At 71.1% G+C, this 14,961-nt stretch carries 15 protein-coding genes; 3 read left to right on the top strand and 12 right to left on the bottom strand.

The window, feature by feature from the left end; all coding sequences use genetic code 11:
• Window positions 1-58 precede the first annotated feature (58 nt).
• Entirely contained in the window at window positions 59-1,120 is a 1,062-nt protein-coding gene (locus tag ACJJV7_RS13865; RefSeq protein ID WP_405373776.1) for a polyprenyl synthetase family protein, read from the bottom strand.
• Window positions 1,117-1,950, bottom strand: a complete 834-nt coding sequence (locus ACJJV7_RS13860; RefSeq protein ID WP_405373778.1) for a demethylmenaquinone methyltransferase — start codon at window positions 1,948-1,950, stop codon at window positions 1,117-1,119. Before ACJJV7_RS13860 ends, ACJJV7_RS13865 begins: the two co-directional genes overlap by 4 nt.
• A 78-nt stretch (window positions 1,951-2,028) precedes the next feature.
• Between ACJJV7_RS13860 and ACJJV7_RS13855 the strand changes: the two genes are divergently transcribed.
• Window positions 2,029-3,303: an isochorismate synthase MenF gene (locus ACJJV7_RS13855; protein ID WP_405373780.1), complete on the top strand. Its 1,275-nt coding sequence runs from the start codon at window positions 2,029-2,031 to the stop codon at window positions 3,301-3,303.
• Between the two features lie 11 nt (window positions 3,304-3,314).
• On the opposite strand, the gene ACJJV7_RS13850 is transcribed toward ACJJV7_RS13855, so the two are convergent.
• From ACJJV7_RS13850 to ACJJV7_RS13840, 3 genes are read right to left on the bottom strand one after another with little or no spacing between them, the layout of a single operon-like run.
• Complete coding sequence (locus ACJJV7_RS13850) at window positions 3,315-4,178, bottom strand: polyphosphate kinase 2 family protein (RefSeq protein WP_405373782.1); 864 nt, start codon at window positions 4,176-4,178, stop codon at window positions 3,315-3,317.
• Between the two features lie 57 nt (window positions 4,179-4,235).
• Entirely contained in the window at window positions 4,236-6,116 is a 1,881-nt protein-coding gene (gene menD, locus ACJJV7_RS13845; RefSeq protein WP_405373784.1) for a 2-succinyl-5-enolpyruvyl-6-hydroxy-3-cyclohexene-1-carboxylic-acid synthase, read from the bottom strand.
• A complete protein-coding gene (locus ACJJV7_RS13840; protein WP_405373786.1) occupies window positions 6,100-6,495 on the bottom strand; it encodes a PLD nuclease N-terminal domain-containing protein in 396 nt (131 codons plus the stop codon). The genes menD and ACJJV7_RS13840 overlap by 17 nt, the downstream gene beginning before the upstream one ends.
• A gap of 76 nt (window positions 6,496-6,571) precedes the next feature.
• On the opposite strand from ACJJV7_RS13840, the gene ACJJV7_RS13835 reads away from it, so the two are divergent.
• Window positions 6,572-6,883 carry a DUF4229 domain-containing protein gene (locus tag ACJJV7_RS13835; RefSeq protein ID WP_405373788.1) on the top strand — a complete coding sequence of 104 codons (312 nt, stop codon included), beginning with the start codon at window positions 6,572-6,574 and terminating at the stop codon, window positions 6,881-6,883.
• A 3-nt stretch (window positions 6,884-6,886) separates the two neighbouring features.
• Here the strand turns inward: ACJJV7_RS13835 and ACJJV7_RS13830 are convergent, their stop codons facing one another.
• Genes ACJJV7_RS13830 through ACJJV7_RS13820 form a run of 3 tightly spaced genes read right to left on the bottom strand, consistent with a single transcriptional unit; the run spans window position 6,887 to window position 9,979 of the window.
• The gene (locus ACJJV7_RS13830) at window positions 6,887-7,867 is read right to left on the bottom strand and encodes a 1,4-dihydroxy-2-naphthoate polyprenyltransferase (RefSeq protein WP_405373790.1); all 981 of its coding nucleotides are present in this window, start codon (window positions 7,865-7,867) and stop codon (window positions 6,887-6,889) included.
• 56 nt (window positions 7,868-7,923) lie between these two features.
• On the bottom strand, window positions 7,924-9,072 hold the full coding sequence (locus ACJJV7_RS13825; protein ID WP_405373792.1) for an AMP-binding protein: 1,149 nt from the start codon (window positions 9,070-9,072) through the stop codon (window positions 7,924-7,926).
• Window positions 9,073-9,076: 4 nt separating this feature from the next.
• Window positions 9,077-9,979 (bottom strand): 1,4-dihydroxy-2-naphthoyl-CoA synthase, encoded by a 903-nt coding sequence (locus ACJJV7_RS13820; protein ID WP_405373794.1) that lies wholly within the window; start codon window positions 9,977-9,979, stop codon window positions 9,077-9,079.
• A gap of 128 nt (window positions 9,980-10,107) precedes the next feature.
• On the opposite strand from ACJJV7_RS13820, the gene ACJJV7_RS13815 reads away from it, so the two are divergent.
• A complete protein-coding gene (locus ACJJV7_RS13815) occupies window positions 10,108-10,527 on the top strand; it encodes a glucose-6-phosphate dehydrogenase (RefSeq protein WP_405373796.1) in 420 nt (139 codons plus the stop codon).
• Window positions 10,528-10,537: 10 nt separating this feature from the next.
• On the opposite strand, the gene ACJJV7_RS13810 is transcribed toward ACJJV7_RS13815, so the two are convergent.
• The 4 genes from ACJJV7_RS13810 to ACJJV7_RS13795 form a co-directional block, all read right to left on the bottom strand.
• Window positions 10,538-11,359, bottom strand: a complete 822-nt coding sequence (locus ACJJV7_RS13810; protein ID WP_405373798.1) for a hypothetical protein — start codon at window positions 11,357-11,359, stop codon at window positions 10,538-10,540.
• A gap of 121 nt (window positions 11,360-11,480) precedes the next feature.
• Window positions 11,481-12,992: an alpha-N-arabinofuranosidase gene (locus ACJJV7_RS13805; protein WP_405373800.1), complete on the bottom strand. Its 1,512-nt coding sequence runs from the start codon at window positions 12,990-12,992 to the stop codon at window positions 11,481-11,483.
• A gap of 68 nt (window positions 12,993-13,060) precedes the next feature.
• Entirely contained in the window at window positions 13,061-13,999 is a 939-nt protein-coding gene (locus ACJJV7_RS13800) for a carbohydrate ABC transporter permease (protein WP_405373802.1), read from the bottom strand.
• Window positions 13,999-14,922 (bottom strand): carbohydrate ABC transporter permease, encoded by a 924-nt coding sequence (locus ACJJV7_RS13795; RefSeq protein ID WP_405373804.1) that lies wholly within the window; start codon window positions 14,920-14,922, stop codon window positions 13,999-14,001. Before ACJJV7_RS13795 ends, ACJJV7_RS13800 begins: the two co-directional genes overlap by 1 nt.
• Between the last annotated feature and the right edge of the window lie 39 nt (window positions 14,923-14,961).

Here is a 14,961-nt window from a genome sequence, read left to right as displayed (position 1 = left end):
GGTGTCCTTTCCGAGAGCCCGGATGGGCGTGACGAAGGGGCGGCGAAAGCGCCGAGGGTCAGCTGGAGCGGTCGACCATCACACGCGAGAAGCGCGTGAGCGACTCGCGGACGGGGCCGTCAGGAAGCGGAGCGAGCGCACCGACCGCCTGGTCGGCCCACTCGTGGGCCAGGGTGCGGGTGGCCTCGGTGACGGGGTGCTCCCGGAGCGCTGCGAGCGGCGCGTCGAGGATGCCGGAGTCGGCACCGTCGGCGATGCGGGCGACACCGTCGTCGATCGTGGCCTTCAAAGCCTGCGATCCGGGATCACCGGCGCGGCCCAGAAGGAGGTAGGGCATGGTCGGAACACCAGCGCGCAGGTCGGTGCCGGGGACCTTGCCGGTCTCCTCGGGATCGGCCGACAGGTCGATGACGTCGTCGAGCAGCTGGAAGGCGACGCCGACCCGCTCGCCGAACTCGCGCACGGGCGCCGCATATTCGTCGGGAGCGTCGGAGAACACGACGCCGGTCTCGGCGGCTGCGGCGATGAGCGAGCCGGTCTTGTCGCTCAGCACACGCAGGTAGAACTCCACCGGGTCATCGCCCGCCTGCGCCCCCACCGTCTCGTGCATCTGACCGAGCACGAGGCGCTCGAAGGTGTCGGCCTGTAGGCGGATCGCCCGCTCGCCGATCGTGGCCATGAGCTGGCTGGCGCGGGAGAAGAGCAGGTCGCCGGTGAGGATCGCGACGTTGTTGCCCCACACCGCGTGCGCACTCGGCACACCGCGACGGCGGTCGGCTTCGTCCATGACGTCGTCGTGGTACAGCGATCCGAGGTGCGTCATCTCGAGTGCCGTGGCTCCGGCGATGACATCGTCGTTGACTCCCGAGCCCAGCTGGGCCGTGAGCACCGAGAGCATGGGGCGGAGACGCTTGCCACCGGCCTCGTAGAGGTAGCGGGAGGTGACGTCGGCGAGCGAGTCGCCCACGCGGAGTTCACCGGCGAGACGCTCTTCGACGAGGTCGAGGCCCTCCTCGACGGTGGTGAGGAGCTTGCGCATGCGCGGACCCGCGAAGATGCGCTCGGTGACACCCAGACGGCCCGCGATGTGCGAGCCCGGAGTCACAGGACGGGGGGTCATTCTCCCAGCGTACCCGCCTGCTCCTGCCCGCGGAGCGCGGGGTCGACGCTCTCACCGCTCTCCGAGGAGGCGGTGGCGGGGAGAAGCGGCTTGCGTGCGCGGTGGAGTGCGACGATGCCGAAGGTGAGATCGCGGTACGCGACGGCATCCCACCCTGCAGCGCGGATGCGTCCGGCCAGGGTGACCTGGTCGGGCCAGTCGCGGATGGACTCGTTCAGATAGTCGTACGCGTCGGGATTCGTGCTCACGGTGCGCGCGACGAGCGGCAGCACGCGGTCGTTGTAGAAGCCGTACAGGCCCCGCATGAGGGAGGACTGCGGGTGCGAGAACTCGGCGATCACCAGCGTGCCGCCGGGACGCGTGACCCGCAGCATCTCGCGAAGGGCGGCGTCGGGGTCGTTCACGTTGCGGAGGCCGAACGAGATGGTCACGGTGTCGAACTCTCCGTCGGCGAACGGGAGGGCCGTGGCATCCGCTTCAGCGAAGGTGAGATTCGGGATGCCGCCGTGGCGCCGTCTGCCCTCGGCGATCATGCCTGCCGAGAAGTCGGCCGCGACGACATCGGCGCCGGAGCGGGCGAGCGAAACCGAGCTCGCCCCCGTGCCGGCGGCCAGGTCGAGGATGCGCTGCCCGCGGCGCGGAGCGACCGCACGGGTCGTGGCGATGCGCCAGAGCTTGTCGTTGCCGAGACTCAGCACGGTGTTCGTGCGGTCGTAGCCCTGGGCGACCTCGTCGAACATCCCGCTGACCTTCGAGGGGTCTTTGCCGAGGTCGGCTCGCGTCGATCTGTCGGGGCTCGTCGGTTCGGCGCGGCGGGGCTGTTCGGTCACGCACCGAGTCTACGGCGCGGGGCTGTGGTGCAGCCGGGCGTCGGAGCCCGCGGCGACGCCCGGGATTAGGCTGGTGGGGTGAGTTCCGCTTCCGCCCGCCGACCCCGGCTGCGGGCGATCACGCGGGCGATCCCGGTCGTCGACGATCTGCTCCGCTACGCCGCGACCCAGGACCCCACCGTGTGGACCCGCCGCGGCGACACCCTCGTCGGAATCGGCCGGGTCGCCGCGCTGGACGCCGGCGACGACGCAGCCTCGTGGTGGCGTGACCTCGGCGAACTCGCGGAGGTCGACGACGAGGTCGGGCTCAGCGGCACGGGGCTCATCGCCTTCGGCGCACTGCCCTTCGACCCCGCGAACTCCGCCGCGACAGCGGCCCTCGTCGTCCCCGAGATCATCCTCGGCCGCCGCGGCTCGCGCTGCTGGATCACCCACGTGTCGGTGATCGACGACAGCGCAGACGCTCCCGCCCGAGGCCCGCAGATGCCGCGCCCCACCGAGTTCGGCGCCCACTGGTCGGCGACCGTCGGCCCCGGCGCCTCGACCCCGGAGGACTACCAGACCTCCGTCCGCGCAGGGCTGGAGGCCATCGCCTCGGGCGAGCTCGCGAAGATCGTGCTCGCCCGCGACCTCGTGGGTTCAGTGCCGCGCGACGCCGACCTCCGGCGCCTCGTGCGCGCGCTGGCCTCCGCCTACCCCGACACGTGGACGTTCGCCGTCGACGGGCTGATCGGCGCGAGCCCGGAGACCCTCGTCACCGTCTCGGGCGGCACCGTCACCGCACGGGTCCTGGCCGGCACCGCCGCCCGTGGCGCCGACGCGGACGCCGACACCGCGGCATCCGTCGCCCTCGCGACGAGCGCGAAAGACCTCGACGAGCACCGGTACGCCGTGCAGAGCGTGCTGTCGGTGCTCCGCGCGCACACGAGTGCGCTCGTGGCAGAGCCCGAGCCGTTCATGCTGAAGCTCCCGAACGTGTGGCACCTGGCCACAGACGTCGAGGGCACCCTGACCGACGACGCATCGGCGCTCGACCTGCTCGCGGTGCTGCATCCGACCGCCGCGGTCGCCGGCACGCCGACCCTCGCCGCTCTCGCCGCGATCCGTCGCATCGAGCCGTTCGACCGCGGCCGCTACGCCGGACCGGTCGGGTGGATCGACGCGCACGGCGACGGCGAATGGGCGATCGCGCTCCGGTGCGCCCAGTTCGAGGTTCCTGCGCACGGGGGCGCGCCCGGGGACATCCGGCTCATCGCGCATGCCGGCGCGGGCATCGTCGCCGGCAGCGATCCCGAGACGGAGATGCTCGAGACCCGGGTGAAGTTCCGTCCGATCGTCGACGCCCTGGCCTGACGCACGCGCGGTCAGGTCGCAGCGAGGCGCGCCTTCTCGGCCTCGACGTCGAAGTCGGCGGCGGGCCACTGCGGGTCGATGCGTTCGAGCGCGTCGAGGAGGAGGGCCTGGACGGCGAGCCGCGCGTACCACTTCGCGTTCGCCGGCACGACGAACCACGGCGCCGCGTCGGTCGACGTCCGATCGAACAGCGCCTGATACGCCTCCATGTAGGCGGGCCAGAGTTCGCGCTCGTCGACGTCGCCGGGGTTGTACTTCCAGTGCTTGTCGGGCCGGTCGAGCCGCTCCTGCAACCGCGCCTTCTGCTCGTCGCGCGAGATGTGGAGCATGACCTTCACCACGTGGATGCCGCGGGCGGCGAGCGACTGCTCGAAGTCGACGATCGCGTCGTAACGCCGCTCGATCTCATCTGCGGGGGCCAGGGCCCTGACGCGGCCGATGAGGACGTCCTCGTAGTGCGAGCGGTCGAAGACGCCGATGTAGCCGGGCTCCGGGAGCTCCCTCTCGATCCGCCAGAGGAAGTCGTGCGCGAGCTCGTCGGCGGTCGGCTTCTTGAACGCATGGAGGTGCACGCCCTGAGGATCGGTCGCCCCGATGACGTGACGGACGATTCCGCCCTTGCCCGCCGAGTCCATCGCTTGGAGCACCAGCAGCAGCGACGGGGCGCCGTCTGCCGTCCGACTCTGGGCGAAGAGCCGCTCCTGGAGCCCGTCGAACTGCTCGACGCCGCGCGCGAGGTCGGTGGCACCGGACTTCTTGCCGCCGGTGTAGCCCGGGGTCGCGTCGGGGTCGACGTCGGCCAGGCGGAACCCGCTGCCGACGCGCAACAGCTGGGCAGGGTCCCCGGTCCAGTGCTTCTGGCTCTGTGCGGTCATGTCCCCATACTGGCCTCCGCCCGGCTCGAACGGGAGGGGGAGGGACCAGTCGGCTCGTCAGCGAGCGAGGGGGACGTCGATGATCTGACGCCCGCCGACCGGCGAGGTGAGCGCCTGGTCGAGCGCACCCCGCGTGGTGACGCGGGTGTACTCCCAGCCGTACGCGGTGGCGAGAGCCTCGAGACGTGTCGTGTGCGGGGTGAACATCACCCGGTCGAACGCGTCGGCGCCGGCGAGTTCGGCGACTTCGAGTCCGTCGAAGATCGTTCCGCCGCCGTCGCTGCCCACGATCACCTGGAGGCGCGGCTCGACCTCGCTGGCGGGCAGGAGCAGCGCGCCGACGTCGTGCAGGAACGCGAGATCGCCCAGGAGCACGCGGGTCACCCCGGGGGCACTGCCCCGCTGCGACGCCGTCGCGATCCCGACCGCCGTCGCGATCGTGCCATCGATCCCGGCGAGGCCGCGGTTCGCGTGGACGGGCACCTTCTTGCCGCCGAGCAGCTGATCGGCGACGCGGACGAGCCGGGATGAGCCGAACATCAGCCGGTCGTGCGGCCAGGTGGCGCGCCAGACGGCGTCGACGAGCGCAGCACGATCGAGCGGGGCCCGGATGGCGCCGAGCTCGGTCGACAGTGCGCTCATGCGCGTCGCGGGCTCGGTCGAGGCGAGCCCGTCGGCGTCGGGGGCGGCCGGACTCAGATCGACGGCGCTCGCATGCGAGGCCCGCATCCACTCCCCGAGCCACGCACGGTCGGCATCGCCGCGGGCGACCCCGATCTCGCTGACCGGCGTGGTCTTCCCGTTCAGATTCAGCGTCTCGCCCGGGCCCTGCACCGCGATGACGTCGACGTCGTCGCGGCTGACGAGCCGCGCCACCTCGCGGCTCAGCGTCGGGTGCCCGAAGACGATCACGCGCTCGATTCGGGCGCCGAGTGCGGGGTCGGAGAGCAGGGCGCGGTAGCCGTGGACGAGATGGCGGCCGTACCGGGCGCCGCTGACGATCTCGGCGATGAGCGGAAAGCCGCCCGCGTGGGCGAGCTCTTCCGCCGCGGGGCCGGCATCCGCTCCGGCGACGACGACGGTGCGCGGTCCGGGTTCGAGGACGAACGCCGCATCGGGTTCGGCGGGCACATCGGCGGCGCCGACTCCCCCACCGCCCTGGTAGTGAGCTCCCCAGGGCTCGTCCTCCGGGAGCGGGTCGTCGCCCGGTTCCGGCTCGTCGCTCGAATGCGTCTCGCCATCGGCGCGCGCCTCCCCATCGGAGGCGACCACCTCGGCTGCGCCCGCTCCGGCCAGAGCGAACCAGGGGGGCAGCGCGCCCGCGAGCGGCTCGCGGTAGGGGAGGTTGAGGTGCACCGGTCCGGCGGGCCGCGCCCCGGCTCCGAACGCGGCGTCGAGAGCCGCGTCCACGGCGGCAGCGATCTCGGTGCTCTGCGGCGATGCGGGATCGTCGTCGACGGTCTCGGGCACCGGAAGATCGGCCTCATGCCGCACGTAGGGCGAGAACATCCCCGGCTGGCGCGTCGCCTGGTTCGCGCCCACTCCGCGGAGCTCGGGCGGGCGGTCGGCGGTGAGCAGGAGCAGCGGCACACCGGAGTGGTGCGCTTCGAGCACGGCCGGCAGCAGGTTCGCCACGGCCGTTCCCGAGGTGCAGACGACGACCGCCGGCATCCGCGTCTCCCGGCCGACGCCGAGCGCGGTGAACCCTGCGACCCGTTCGTCGATGCGCACGTGCAAGTCGGCGAGACCTCGAGCCTCGAGCTCGGCCGCGACCAGCGCGAGGGCCTGCGACCGTGACCCGGGCGACAGCACCACATGACGGATGCCGCGGGAGATCAGCCGGGCGAAGAGCGCCGCAGCCGCGTCGGTGGCCGGAGCACGCCCTGCGGTGCCGCCGGACGCGGCCTCGGAATCGGACACGTCAGGGGCGGTTGCCACGGGTTGACTCACCCGGGTCATCATCGGCCGCGGGGGGCTCGATGCGGGGGTCGCGCGGATCGTCGTCTTCGGAGTCGAGTGCGGCGAGCTCCTCTTCGAGGCGGCGGATGCGCTCGTCCTGGTCGCTCACCGAGGTGATGCGACCGAGGAACTCGGGGTTGTCATCGGGGGCCTGGAACCGGGGCGCGGCCGATCGCCGGGTTCGGCCGATCGTGAACCACAGCACGCCGCCGACGACGGGGAGCAGGATGACGATCAGCAGCCAGATCGGCTTGCTGACGCCTCGGTGTCGGGTCGGTGGCTGCAGCGCACAGTCGACGACGCTGTAGACCCAGAACGCGGTCGCCAGCAACGCCAGAATGAGATAGACGCGCGGCATGAGTCCATCCTAGGCGCGACCGGAGCGGCGAGGGCTCTCCCGGCCAACGCAGAAACGGCGCCCATAGAATGGACGCATGCGCGCCCGCTCCGCCCTCGTCTACTCGCTGCTGCGGCTGCTCACCTTCTTCGTCCCGTTCGGGATCATGATGCTCTTCCCGATCCTTCGCGAGCAGTACTGGCTCTCGGCGATCTTCGCGGCCCTCATCGGCCTCAGCCTCTCGATGCTGTTCCTGCGGCGCCCGCTCGACGACGTCTCGATGGGGATCGCCGAACGACGTGCCGCGCGCCGCCGGGGCGAGACCGACGAAGACATCGAGGACGACGCCGCAGACAGCGCGTCGGGTCCCCACGGCACTCCGGCGGTCGACGGTCGCACCGAACGCTGAGCCTCAGGCGACGAACGCCCACACGAGGAACGCGCTCCACGCGACCGACGTGAGCGAGCTCAGCTGCAGCGCGACGATGAGCTCGCGGGGCGCCCGGTAGGTCCAGACGATCAGCGTCGCCGAGAGCGAGGCGAGCAGCACGAGCAGGCTCAGCCAGGCGACCGGGTAGAGCTGAGCGATCAGCACCGAGATCACGAACGGCAGCAGCATCACGACGGTGAACAGCACCTGCGATGCGCGGCGGCCGATCCGCACGCTCAGCGTGCGCTTGCCGACGAGGCGGTCCTGATCGATGTCGCGGAGGTTGTTCGTGATGAGCACGCCGCAGGCGAGCAGCCCGACGCCGACCGCACCGAACCACGCCTCGCCGGGGATCGCCCCGATCTGGACGAACGTCGTTCCGAGCGTGGCCACCAGGCCGAAGAACACGAACACGAACAGCTCGCCGAATCCGGAGTACCCGTAGGGTCGCTTGCCGCCCGTGTAGTACCAGGCGGCGACGATGCAGAGTGCGCCGACGAGCAGCATCCACCAGTGCTGCGTGCGGATCACGACAGCGATGCCGACCAGAGCGGCGAGGGCGAACGAGATCAGCGCGGCGCGGAGCACGGCGCGGGGCGCGACGCGGCCCGAGGCCGTCAGCCGGGCAGGACCGACGCGGTGGTCGTCGGTGCCGCGGATGCCGTCGCTGTAGTCGTTCGCGAAGTTCACGCCGATCTGGAGCGCGACCGCCACGACCAGGCAGCACAGCGCGAGCACCCAGTGGAGCCTCTGGTCGACGACGAGCGCGGCGCCCGTGCCGACGAGGATCGGACTGATGGCGAGCGGCAGCGTGCGGAGACGGGCGGCGCCGACCCAGTCGCGCGCCGTGACGGGCGCGGGCTTCGGCGGGGCGGCGGAGACGCGAGGACGTGCGGGGTTGCCCGAGGTCTTCGCCGCCTTCGAGGCCGGCCGGCGGGTGTTCTTCCGAGAGGGTGCTGCCACGAGCAGAAATCCTATGCCCGGGCGGGAGGGCGCGCGTCCGGCAGGGCGGCTGCGCGTCAGCCGGCGGCGATCCGGCGGAGCGCGACGCGATCGGGCTTGCCGCTCGCGAGCAGCGGCATCGCGCCGACCACCCGCACCTGGCGCGGCCGCGCGGGCGATCCGAGCGCGTCGCCCACGGCGGCGCGTACGAGGGCGAGCAGCTCGGCATCCGATCGGCCGGCGCTCGAGGCGCGATCGATGACGACGACGGATGCCGCGCCCCACCGCTCGTCGGGCACGCCGACGACGACCGCGCCGGTGAGGCCGGGGATGCCGCGCACCACCCGCTCGACGCGGTCGAGGGAGACGTTCACGCCGCCCGAGACGATGACGTTGTCGAGCCGGCCGGAGACCCGGAGGACGCCGTCCACGATCTCGCCGCCGTCACCCGTGCGGTACCAGCGCAGGCCCTCGTCATCTCGGACGAACGCCCGGGCGGTGCGATCGGGGTCACCGAGGTAGCCGTCGGCCAGGTTCGGGCCGTTCAGCTGCACCTCACCGTCCACGACGCGCATTCTCACCCCGGGCAGCGGCACGCCGTCGTAGACGCACCCGCCGCTCGTCTCGGTCGATCCGTAGGTGCGCACGACGCGCGCACCGTGCCCGGCCGCACGTTCGGCGAGCGCCGGCGGCAGGGCCTGCCCGCCGATGAGGATGGCTTCGAACGAGGCGAGGGCGCGCGCGGCGGACGGCTCATGGTCGGCGGCGTCGACCAGCGTCTGCAGCTGGGCGGGCACGAGCGAGGTGTACGTCGGCACACGGGCACCGCCCTCGCTCGCCGCCATCGCCGACGCGGCGGCGGTGAAGGTCGTTGCGGTGAACGACCCGGTCAGGATGGCCGGTTCTCGGCCCGACACGAGGGCGCGGACGAGCACCTGCGCGCCGGCCACGTAGGTGGCGGGGAGCGCGAGGAGCCAGGCGCCGCTGCCGACCCGTTCGGCCGTGGCGAGAGCCGACGCGGTGAGCGCCGAACGGCTGAGGGCCACCGACTTCGGGTAGCCCGTCGAGCCCGATGTCGTCACGACGAGCGCCGTGCCGGGAGGAACCTCGACCGGGAGCGCCGTGGCCGCGCCGAGCGCCAGCGCCGGCCCCGCGCCGAGGACGGCGCCGCGGAGGCCGCGGAGGATGTCACGCGGGTCGTCGGAGCCGACCGGACGGAGGAGCACGGGGTCAGAAGTGGTACGGGTAGGGCGACCAGTCCGGGTCGCGCTTCTCGAGGAACGCATCGCGCCCCTCGACGGCCTCGTCGGTGCCGTAGGCGAGCCGCGTCGCCTCGCCGGCGAACACCTGCTGCCCGACCATGCCGTCGTCGATCGCGTTGAAGGCGAACTTGAGCATGCGGATCGCGGTCGGCGATTTGCCGAGGATCGTCCGCGCCATCGCGATCGCCTCGCGTTCGAGCTCGGCGTGCGGCACGACGCGGTTGACGGCGCCCATCTCGTACGCCCGCTGAGCGGAGTACTCCTCCGCGAGGAAGAACACCTCCCGCGCCACCTTCTGGCCGACCTGGCGCGCCATGTACGCAGACCCGTACCCGGCATCGAACGAGCCGACGTCAGCGTCGGTCTGCTTGAACCGGCCGTGCTCGGAGCTCGCGATCGACAGGTCGCAGACGATGTGGAGCGAGTGTCCGCCGCCGGCCGCCCAGCCGGGGATGACGGCGATGACGACCTTCGGCATGAAGCGGATGAGGCGCTGCACCTCGAGGATGTGCAGGCGTCCCGCACGCGCCGGGTCGTGGACGGCGGCCTCGTCGTCGGAGTACTTGTAGCCGTCGCGGCCACGGATGCGCTGGTCTCCACCCGAGCAGAAGGCCCATCCGCCGTCCTTCGCACTCGGACCGTTGCCGGTGAGCAGCACGACGCCGATCTTCGGATCCTGCCGCGCGATGTCGAGCGCACGGTAGAGCTCGTCGACGGTGTGAGGCCGGAAGGCGTTGCGCACCTCGGGCCGGTCGAACGCGATGCGAGCGATGCGGCCGTCCGTCGAGACGTGCGCGGTGATGTCGGTGTACCCGTCGGCGCCGGGCGCCACGGTCCACTCGGCCGGGTCGAAGAGGTCGGAGACGGTCACGGGGCCAGCCTACGCGCGAGCGCGCAGCGGATGCCGAGGCGCTCAGCCGACGGGCCCCGCGGCATCCCCGCACGTGCGAAACTTATAGGGCGACCTCTCACCCGACGGGATGCCGCGGAAGGACCGCCATGAAGATCACGAGAACATCGGACTGGCGGGACGCGCTCCCCTTCGAGGTGCCGCTCTCCGCCGCCGAGACCGTCCCCGGCGAGGCGACGCGCTGCGTCTCCTGCCCCGCCGACGCCCAGCCCTACGACCGTGCCGACCTCTGGGTCGTCAAGCACCGGCATCCGAACAACCACGCAGGGTTCGTCCGGTACTACTGCGCCGAGCACACGCCGAAGACCGCGCCGCCGCCCGCGCCCTCTGCCGCGCGCCCCGACAAGCCGCGCGCGACCGCCCGTGCGCCGAAGGTCGCTCCGGAGCGGACCACGCTCCCCAAGCGTCCCGGCGCATCGTTCGACGTCTTCCGTGCGATGTGCCCCGACTGCTTCGTCGAGATCTCTGCGACGGGCGAGTGCGGGATGTGCGGCAAGCAGGTCGCCTGACCCTCGTAGGTCACGGCTCGGGTGACAGGTCCGCGAACGCGCTCCGCGCATCGTCGGCGAACGCCTCGGCCGTGTGGGCGAAGGCCTCGGCGGGCAGCAGGCCCGACGCGGTGGGCAACCCGGCCGGCTCGTTCCCCCCGCCCGTCAGACGGATGCTGGCGAGCGAGAACACGTAGCCGTCGTCGGCCCACACCTGAAGGTACGGTTCCGACCCTTCTCTGAGGAGGTGGCGGATGCGGGTCCCGGAGACGTCGGAGGCCGAGACCGGCTCGCATCCGCCGATCAGGGTCACGAGCGGCGCGCCGGCCGCAGCCTCCGGCCCCTCGAACCGCCACGCCGACGCCTCGTACACGAACGGGTCGTTGTCGACGGAGCGACCGCTCACGACGGTCGACACCTGAGCGGTCGCGCCCGCGGCGAACATCACGTCGAGGGACGCGAGCGAAGACATCCGCAGCTCGCTGTCCGTAGCCTCCTGCAGGTCGCAGGCGCTGCCGACGGGCTGCGTCGAGGCGGGCTGACACGCCGCGTCACCCCGCGTCCACGCCTGCGCAGCGGCCTGGAACTCCGGGCCGATCCCGAGGCCGGGAGCCCCCCTGTGAGCGTCCGAGGGAAACATCCGGGCGAGCTCGACCGGATCCGCACAGAGGTCGGGCGCGGTGGCGTCGCTCAGCTCCTCCGTGGCCGCCGCCGTGGGCGCGGGGCGTGTCGTGGGGCTCGCGGGTGCCGGGCGACCGTCGAGGCCCGCCGTCGAGATGCATCCGGTCAGCAGGACGGCCGCCGCGACCGACATCGCCACGACGCGAGGGGCCCTGCGCGTCTTCGCCGTCATGTCGCCGGCCGAACGCCGCCTGCGGGGGTCAGGGCGCGCCACGATCGCGTCATCCGCCACCCTCTCCCCGTCTGTGCCTGAGAGCTCAGTGTGCCCGGACGGGGAGAAGGTGACAACAGGGTCATCCGAGCGCGATCGCACTCCACGACACCGGGGGCAGCGTGAGCGTGAGAACGCCGCCTGCGATCACTGCCGAATCGTTCACCGTCGGAGCGACGCGATCGCGATCGTCGAGGGTGTTCTTCGCGTAGACGTCGGCGTCGGCGAGCGTGTGAGTCTCGAGCACCGCGACCTCACCGAGTGCGGAGACGTCGACCGACACCTCGATCGCCTCGGTCGTGCTCCGGTTCACCACGAAGACCGCACTGCGGCCGGCTTCGGCGTCGTGCGTGGCCACCGCATCGACGAGGGGGACCTCGCCGTAGGCGGCCGTGGTGTACGTCGGCGCATCGAGGGTCAGTCGCAGCGCCTGCCCCTGCGCGAGACGGGAGGTGATCGAGAACGGGTAGAAGGTCGTCTGCCGCCACGCCGGACCGCCCGGCTCGGTCATGATCGGCGCGATCACGTTGACGAGCTGCGCGAGCGACGCGCTCGCGACACGGTCGGCGTGCTTGAGCAGCGAGATCATCAGGTTGCCGAACACCACAGCATCCGCCACGGAGTACACGTCTTCGAGAAGGCGCGGCGCGACCGGCCAGTTGTCGACGCCCTCGATCTTGTCGACGCCGTGGAACCGCTCGATGTACCAGACGTTCCATTCGTCGAACGAGATGTCGATCTTCTTCGACGACCCGCGCACGGCGCCGACGTGGTCGGCCGTCGCGACGACGGTCTCGATGAAGCCGTCCATGTCGACGGCCGAGGCGAGGAAGCTGCCGAGGTCGCCGCCGCGCTCCTCGTAGTACGCGTGGCACGAGATCAGGTCGACGTCGTCGTAGGTGTGGGTGAGCACCACCCGCTCCCACTCCCCGAACGTCGGCATGTGCGCGCTCGACGAGCCGCAGACGACGAGTTCGATCGTCGGGTCGAGCTGCCGCATGCCCTTCGCGGTCTGCGAGGCGATCTTGCCGTAGTCGTCTGCCGACCTGTGGCCGAGCTGCCAGGGCCCGTCCATCTCGTTCCCGAGGCACCACATGCGGACGTCGAACGGCTCGGTGCGGCCGTTCGCGACGCGCTGGTCGCTGAGCGCCGTGCCGGAGCGGATGTTCGAGTACTCGAGGAGATCGAGGGCCTCGAGGGTGCCGCGCGTGCCAAGGTTCACCGCCATCATGAGGTCGCTGCCGACCTTCTCGAGCCACGAGGAGAACTCGTGGAGCCCCACCTCGTTGGTCTCGGTGGAGTGCCAGGCCAGGTCGAGGCGCCGCGGCCGCTGCTCGGCCGGTCCGACCGAGTCCTCCCAGCGGAAGCCCGAGACGAAGTTGCCCCCGGGGTAGCGGATCGTGTCGACGCCGAGCTCCTTCACGAGGTCGATCACGTCGGTACGGAAGCCTTCGGCATCCGCGGTCTCGTGACCGGGCTCGTAGATCCCGTCGTAGACGTGCCTCCCGAGGTGCTCGACGAAGCCCCCGAAGAGCTTCCGGCGGATCGCCCCGATCGCGAAGGCGGGGTCGAGGGTGAGACGTGCAGCAGGCATGGACGAGCTTTCTGGTCGAGAGTGTGCGGGAAGAGCACCGGATGCCGCAGCGACGGCAGCCGGCGGGGTCACTTGACGGAGCCGATGGCCAGCCCGCCCTGCCAGTACCGCTGCAGGAGCAGGAAGGACAGCAGGAGCGGGAGCACGGAGACGAACGCCCCGGAGGTGATGAGGTTCCACACCTGCTCACCGCCCGCACCCGCGTTCGAGAGCGCCAGCCACCGGTTGAGCCCCACGGTCACCGGGAGCAGCTGCGGGTCGGTCAGGACGGCCAGCGGCAGGAAGAAGTTGTTCCACGTCCCGACGATCGAGAGGAGGAGCACCGTCACGATCGCGGGCCGCAGGAGCGGCACGACGATCGTCGTGAAGGTGCGCCACTCCCCCGCGCCGTCGATGCGGGCCGCCTCGAGGAGCTCGTCGGGAACGGCATCCTGCGTGTAGACGCGCATCAGGTAGACGCCGAACGGGTTCAGCAGGGAGGGCAGGATCACGGCCCACGGGGTGTTGATGAGGTTGTACTGGCTGAGCAGCATGAAGGTCGGGATCACGAGGGCGGTCAGCGGCACCATGACGGAGCCGAGGATCATGCCGAAGACGACGCCCCGCCCACGGAACCGGTACTTCGCGAATCCGTAGCCCGCGAGCACCGCGACGACGGTCGCTCCGACGCCCGAGACGAACGCGTAGAGGAAGGAGTTTCCGAGCCAGCGCCAGTAGATGCCGCCCTGGTGCTCGAACAGGCCCGCGATGTTGCTGAAGAAGCTCGCCGGGTTGTCGAACCAGAACGCCGGGCTCGAGAAGAGGCTGCCGGTGTCCTTCGTGGCCGAGACGAACAGCCACCAGATCGGGATGATGAAGTAGATCGCCAGGACGATCAGGAGCACGTGCGACCCGATGCGCCGCCCGCCGCGGGCTCGCCCGGCGGAACGGTTGCGACGCGAGGGCAACCCGGTCACGGTGGTGTGCGCATCGTCGATGACGGATGCCGTGGAGGGAAGGGCGGACATCACTTCAGTCCGTTCTGCTTGCGGGTGAGGAAGAGGAAGCCGAACGAGCCGATGAAGACGAGGATGCCGAGGGAGAAGGCGATCGTCGACGCGTAGTTGAACTGGCTGTAGCTGAAGGCCAGCGCGTACGCGTACATGTTCGGCGTGTAGTCGGCCGGGAGTGCGCCGGAGGCGATCGAACGGAGCACCGTCGGCTCGGTGAAGAACTGCAGCGTGCCGATCAGGGCGAACGTGATCACCATGACCATCGACGACGAGATCATGGGCACCTTGATGCGGGTGGCGATCTGCCAGCCGCCCGCCCCGTCGATGCGGGCTGCCTCGTAGATGGCGGGATCGATCGCGCGGAGCGCCGCGTAGATCACGATCATGTAGTAGCCGGCCCACTGCCACGTCACGATGTTGACGAGGCTGAAGAAGATGGAGTCGCTCGCGAGGAAGTTCGGCGCCTCGAGCCCCACCAGGTCGAACAGCGTCGCTCCGGGCCCGAACCGCGGGCTGTAGAGGAAGCTCCACATCAGCGCCCCGATCACGACGGGGATCGCGTACGGCGCGAAGATCAGCAGCCGAGAGAGCTTGGAGACCCAGGTGGCGAGCGAGTCGAGCACGAGCGCCGCGACCAGGCCGACGAGCAACTGCGCCGGGATCATCACGACCGCGAAGAGCGCGACCCTGCCGAGCCCGCCGATGAACAGCGGGTCGGAGAAGGCCTTCACGTAGTTGTCGGCGCCGACGAACTCGGTGCCGGTCGCGAGGGTCGAGCTGAACAGGCTCATCCCGAAGGCGTAGATCAGCGGGAACACGAGGAACGCCGCGAAGATCAGGAGGAACGGGGTGATGAACAGCCAGCCGACCTGCTGCCGCCGTTCGATACCGCTGCGCCGACGCCGGACGGCGGGGCGCTCCAATGCGTGAGTGGTCATGATGTCTTCCCCTGAGGGACGGGGCCGGCCCGAAGCCGG

It is taken from the genome of Microbacterium sp. Ld4 (assembly GCF_045066555.1).
GTDB lineage: Bacteria > Actinomycetota > Actinomycetes > Actinomycetales > Microbacteriaceae > Microbacterium.
The sequence above is the reverse complement of the archived record's forward strand: the minus strand, read 5'-3'. Positions and strand labels throughout refer to the sequence as shown.

Excerpts from the sequence above, each read along its gene's own strand:
- ACJJV7_RS13805 (WP_405373800.1), bottom strand. The coding sequence starts at position 12,992 with ATGCCTGCTGCACGTCTCACCCTCGACCCCGCCTTCGCGATCGGGGCG.
- ACJJV7_RS13850 (WP_405373782.1), bottom strand. The coding sequence starts at position 4,178 with ATGACCGCACAGAGCCAGAAGCACTGGACCGGGGACCCTGCCCAGCTG.
- ACJJV7_RS13835 (WP_405373788.1), top strand. The coding sequence starts at position 6,572 with ATGCGCGCCCGCTCCGCCCTCGTCTACTCGCTGCTGCGGCTGCTCACC.
- ACJJV7_RS13815 (WP_405373796.1), top strand. The coding sequence starts at position 10,108 with ATGAAGATCACGAGAACATCGGACTGGCGGGACGCGCTCCCCTTCGAG.
- ACJJV7_RS13840 (WP_405373786.1), bottom strand. The coding sequence starts at position 6,495 with ATGCCGCGCGTCTATCTCATTCTGGCGTTGCTGGCGACCGCGTTCTGG.
- ACJJV7_RS13795 (WP_405373804.1), bottom strand. The coding sequence starts at position 14,922 with ATGACCACTCACGCATTGGAGCGCCCCGCCGTCCGGCGTCGGCGCAGC.
- ACJJV7_RS13865 (WP_405373776.1), bottom strand. The coding sequence starts at position 1,120 with ATGACCCCCCGTCCTGTGACTCCGGGCTCGCACATCGCGGGCCGTCTG.
- ACJJV7_RS13800 (WP_405373802.1), bottom strand. The coding sequence starts at position 13,999 with ATGTCCGCCCTTCCCTCCACGGCATCCGTCATCGACGATGCGCACACC.
- ACJJV7_RS13810 (WP_405373798.1), bottom strand. The coding sequence starts at position 11,359 with ATGACGGCGAAGACGCGCAGGGCCCCTCGCGTCGTGGCGATGTCGGTC.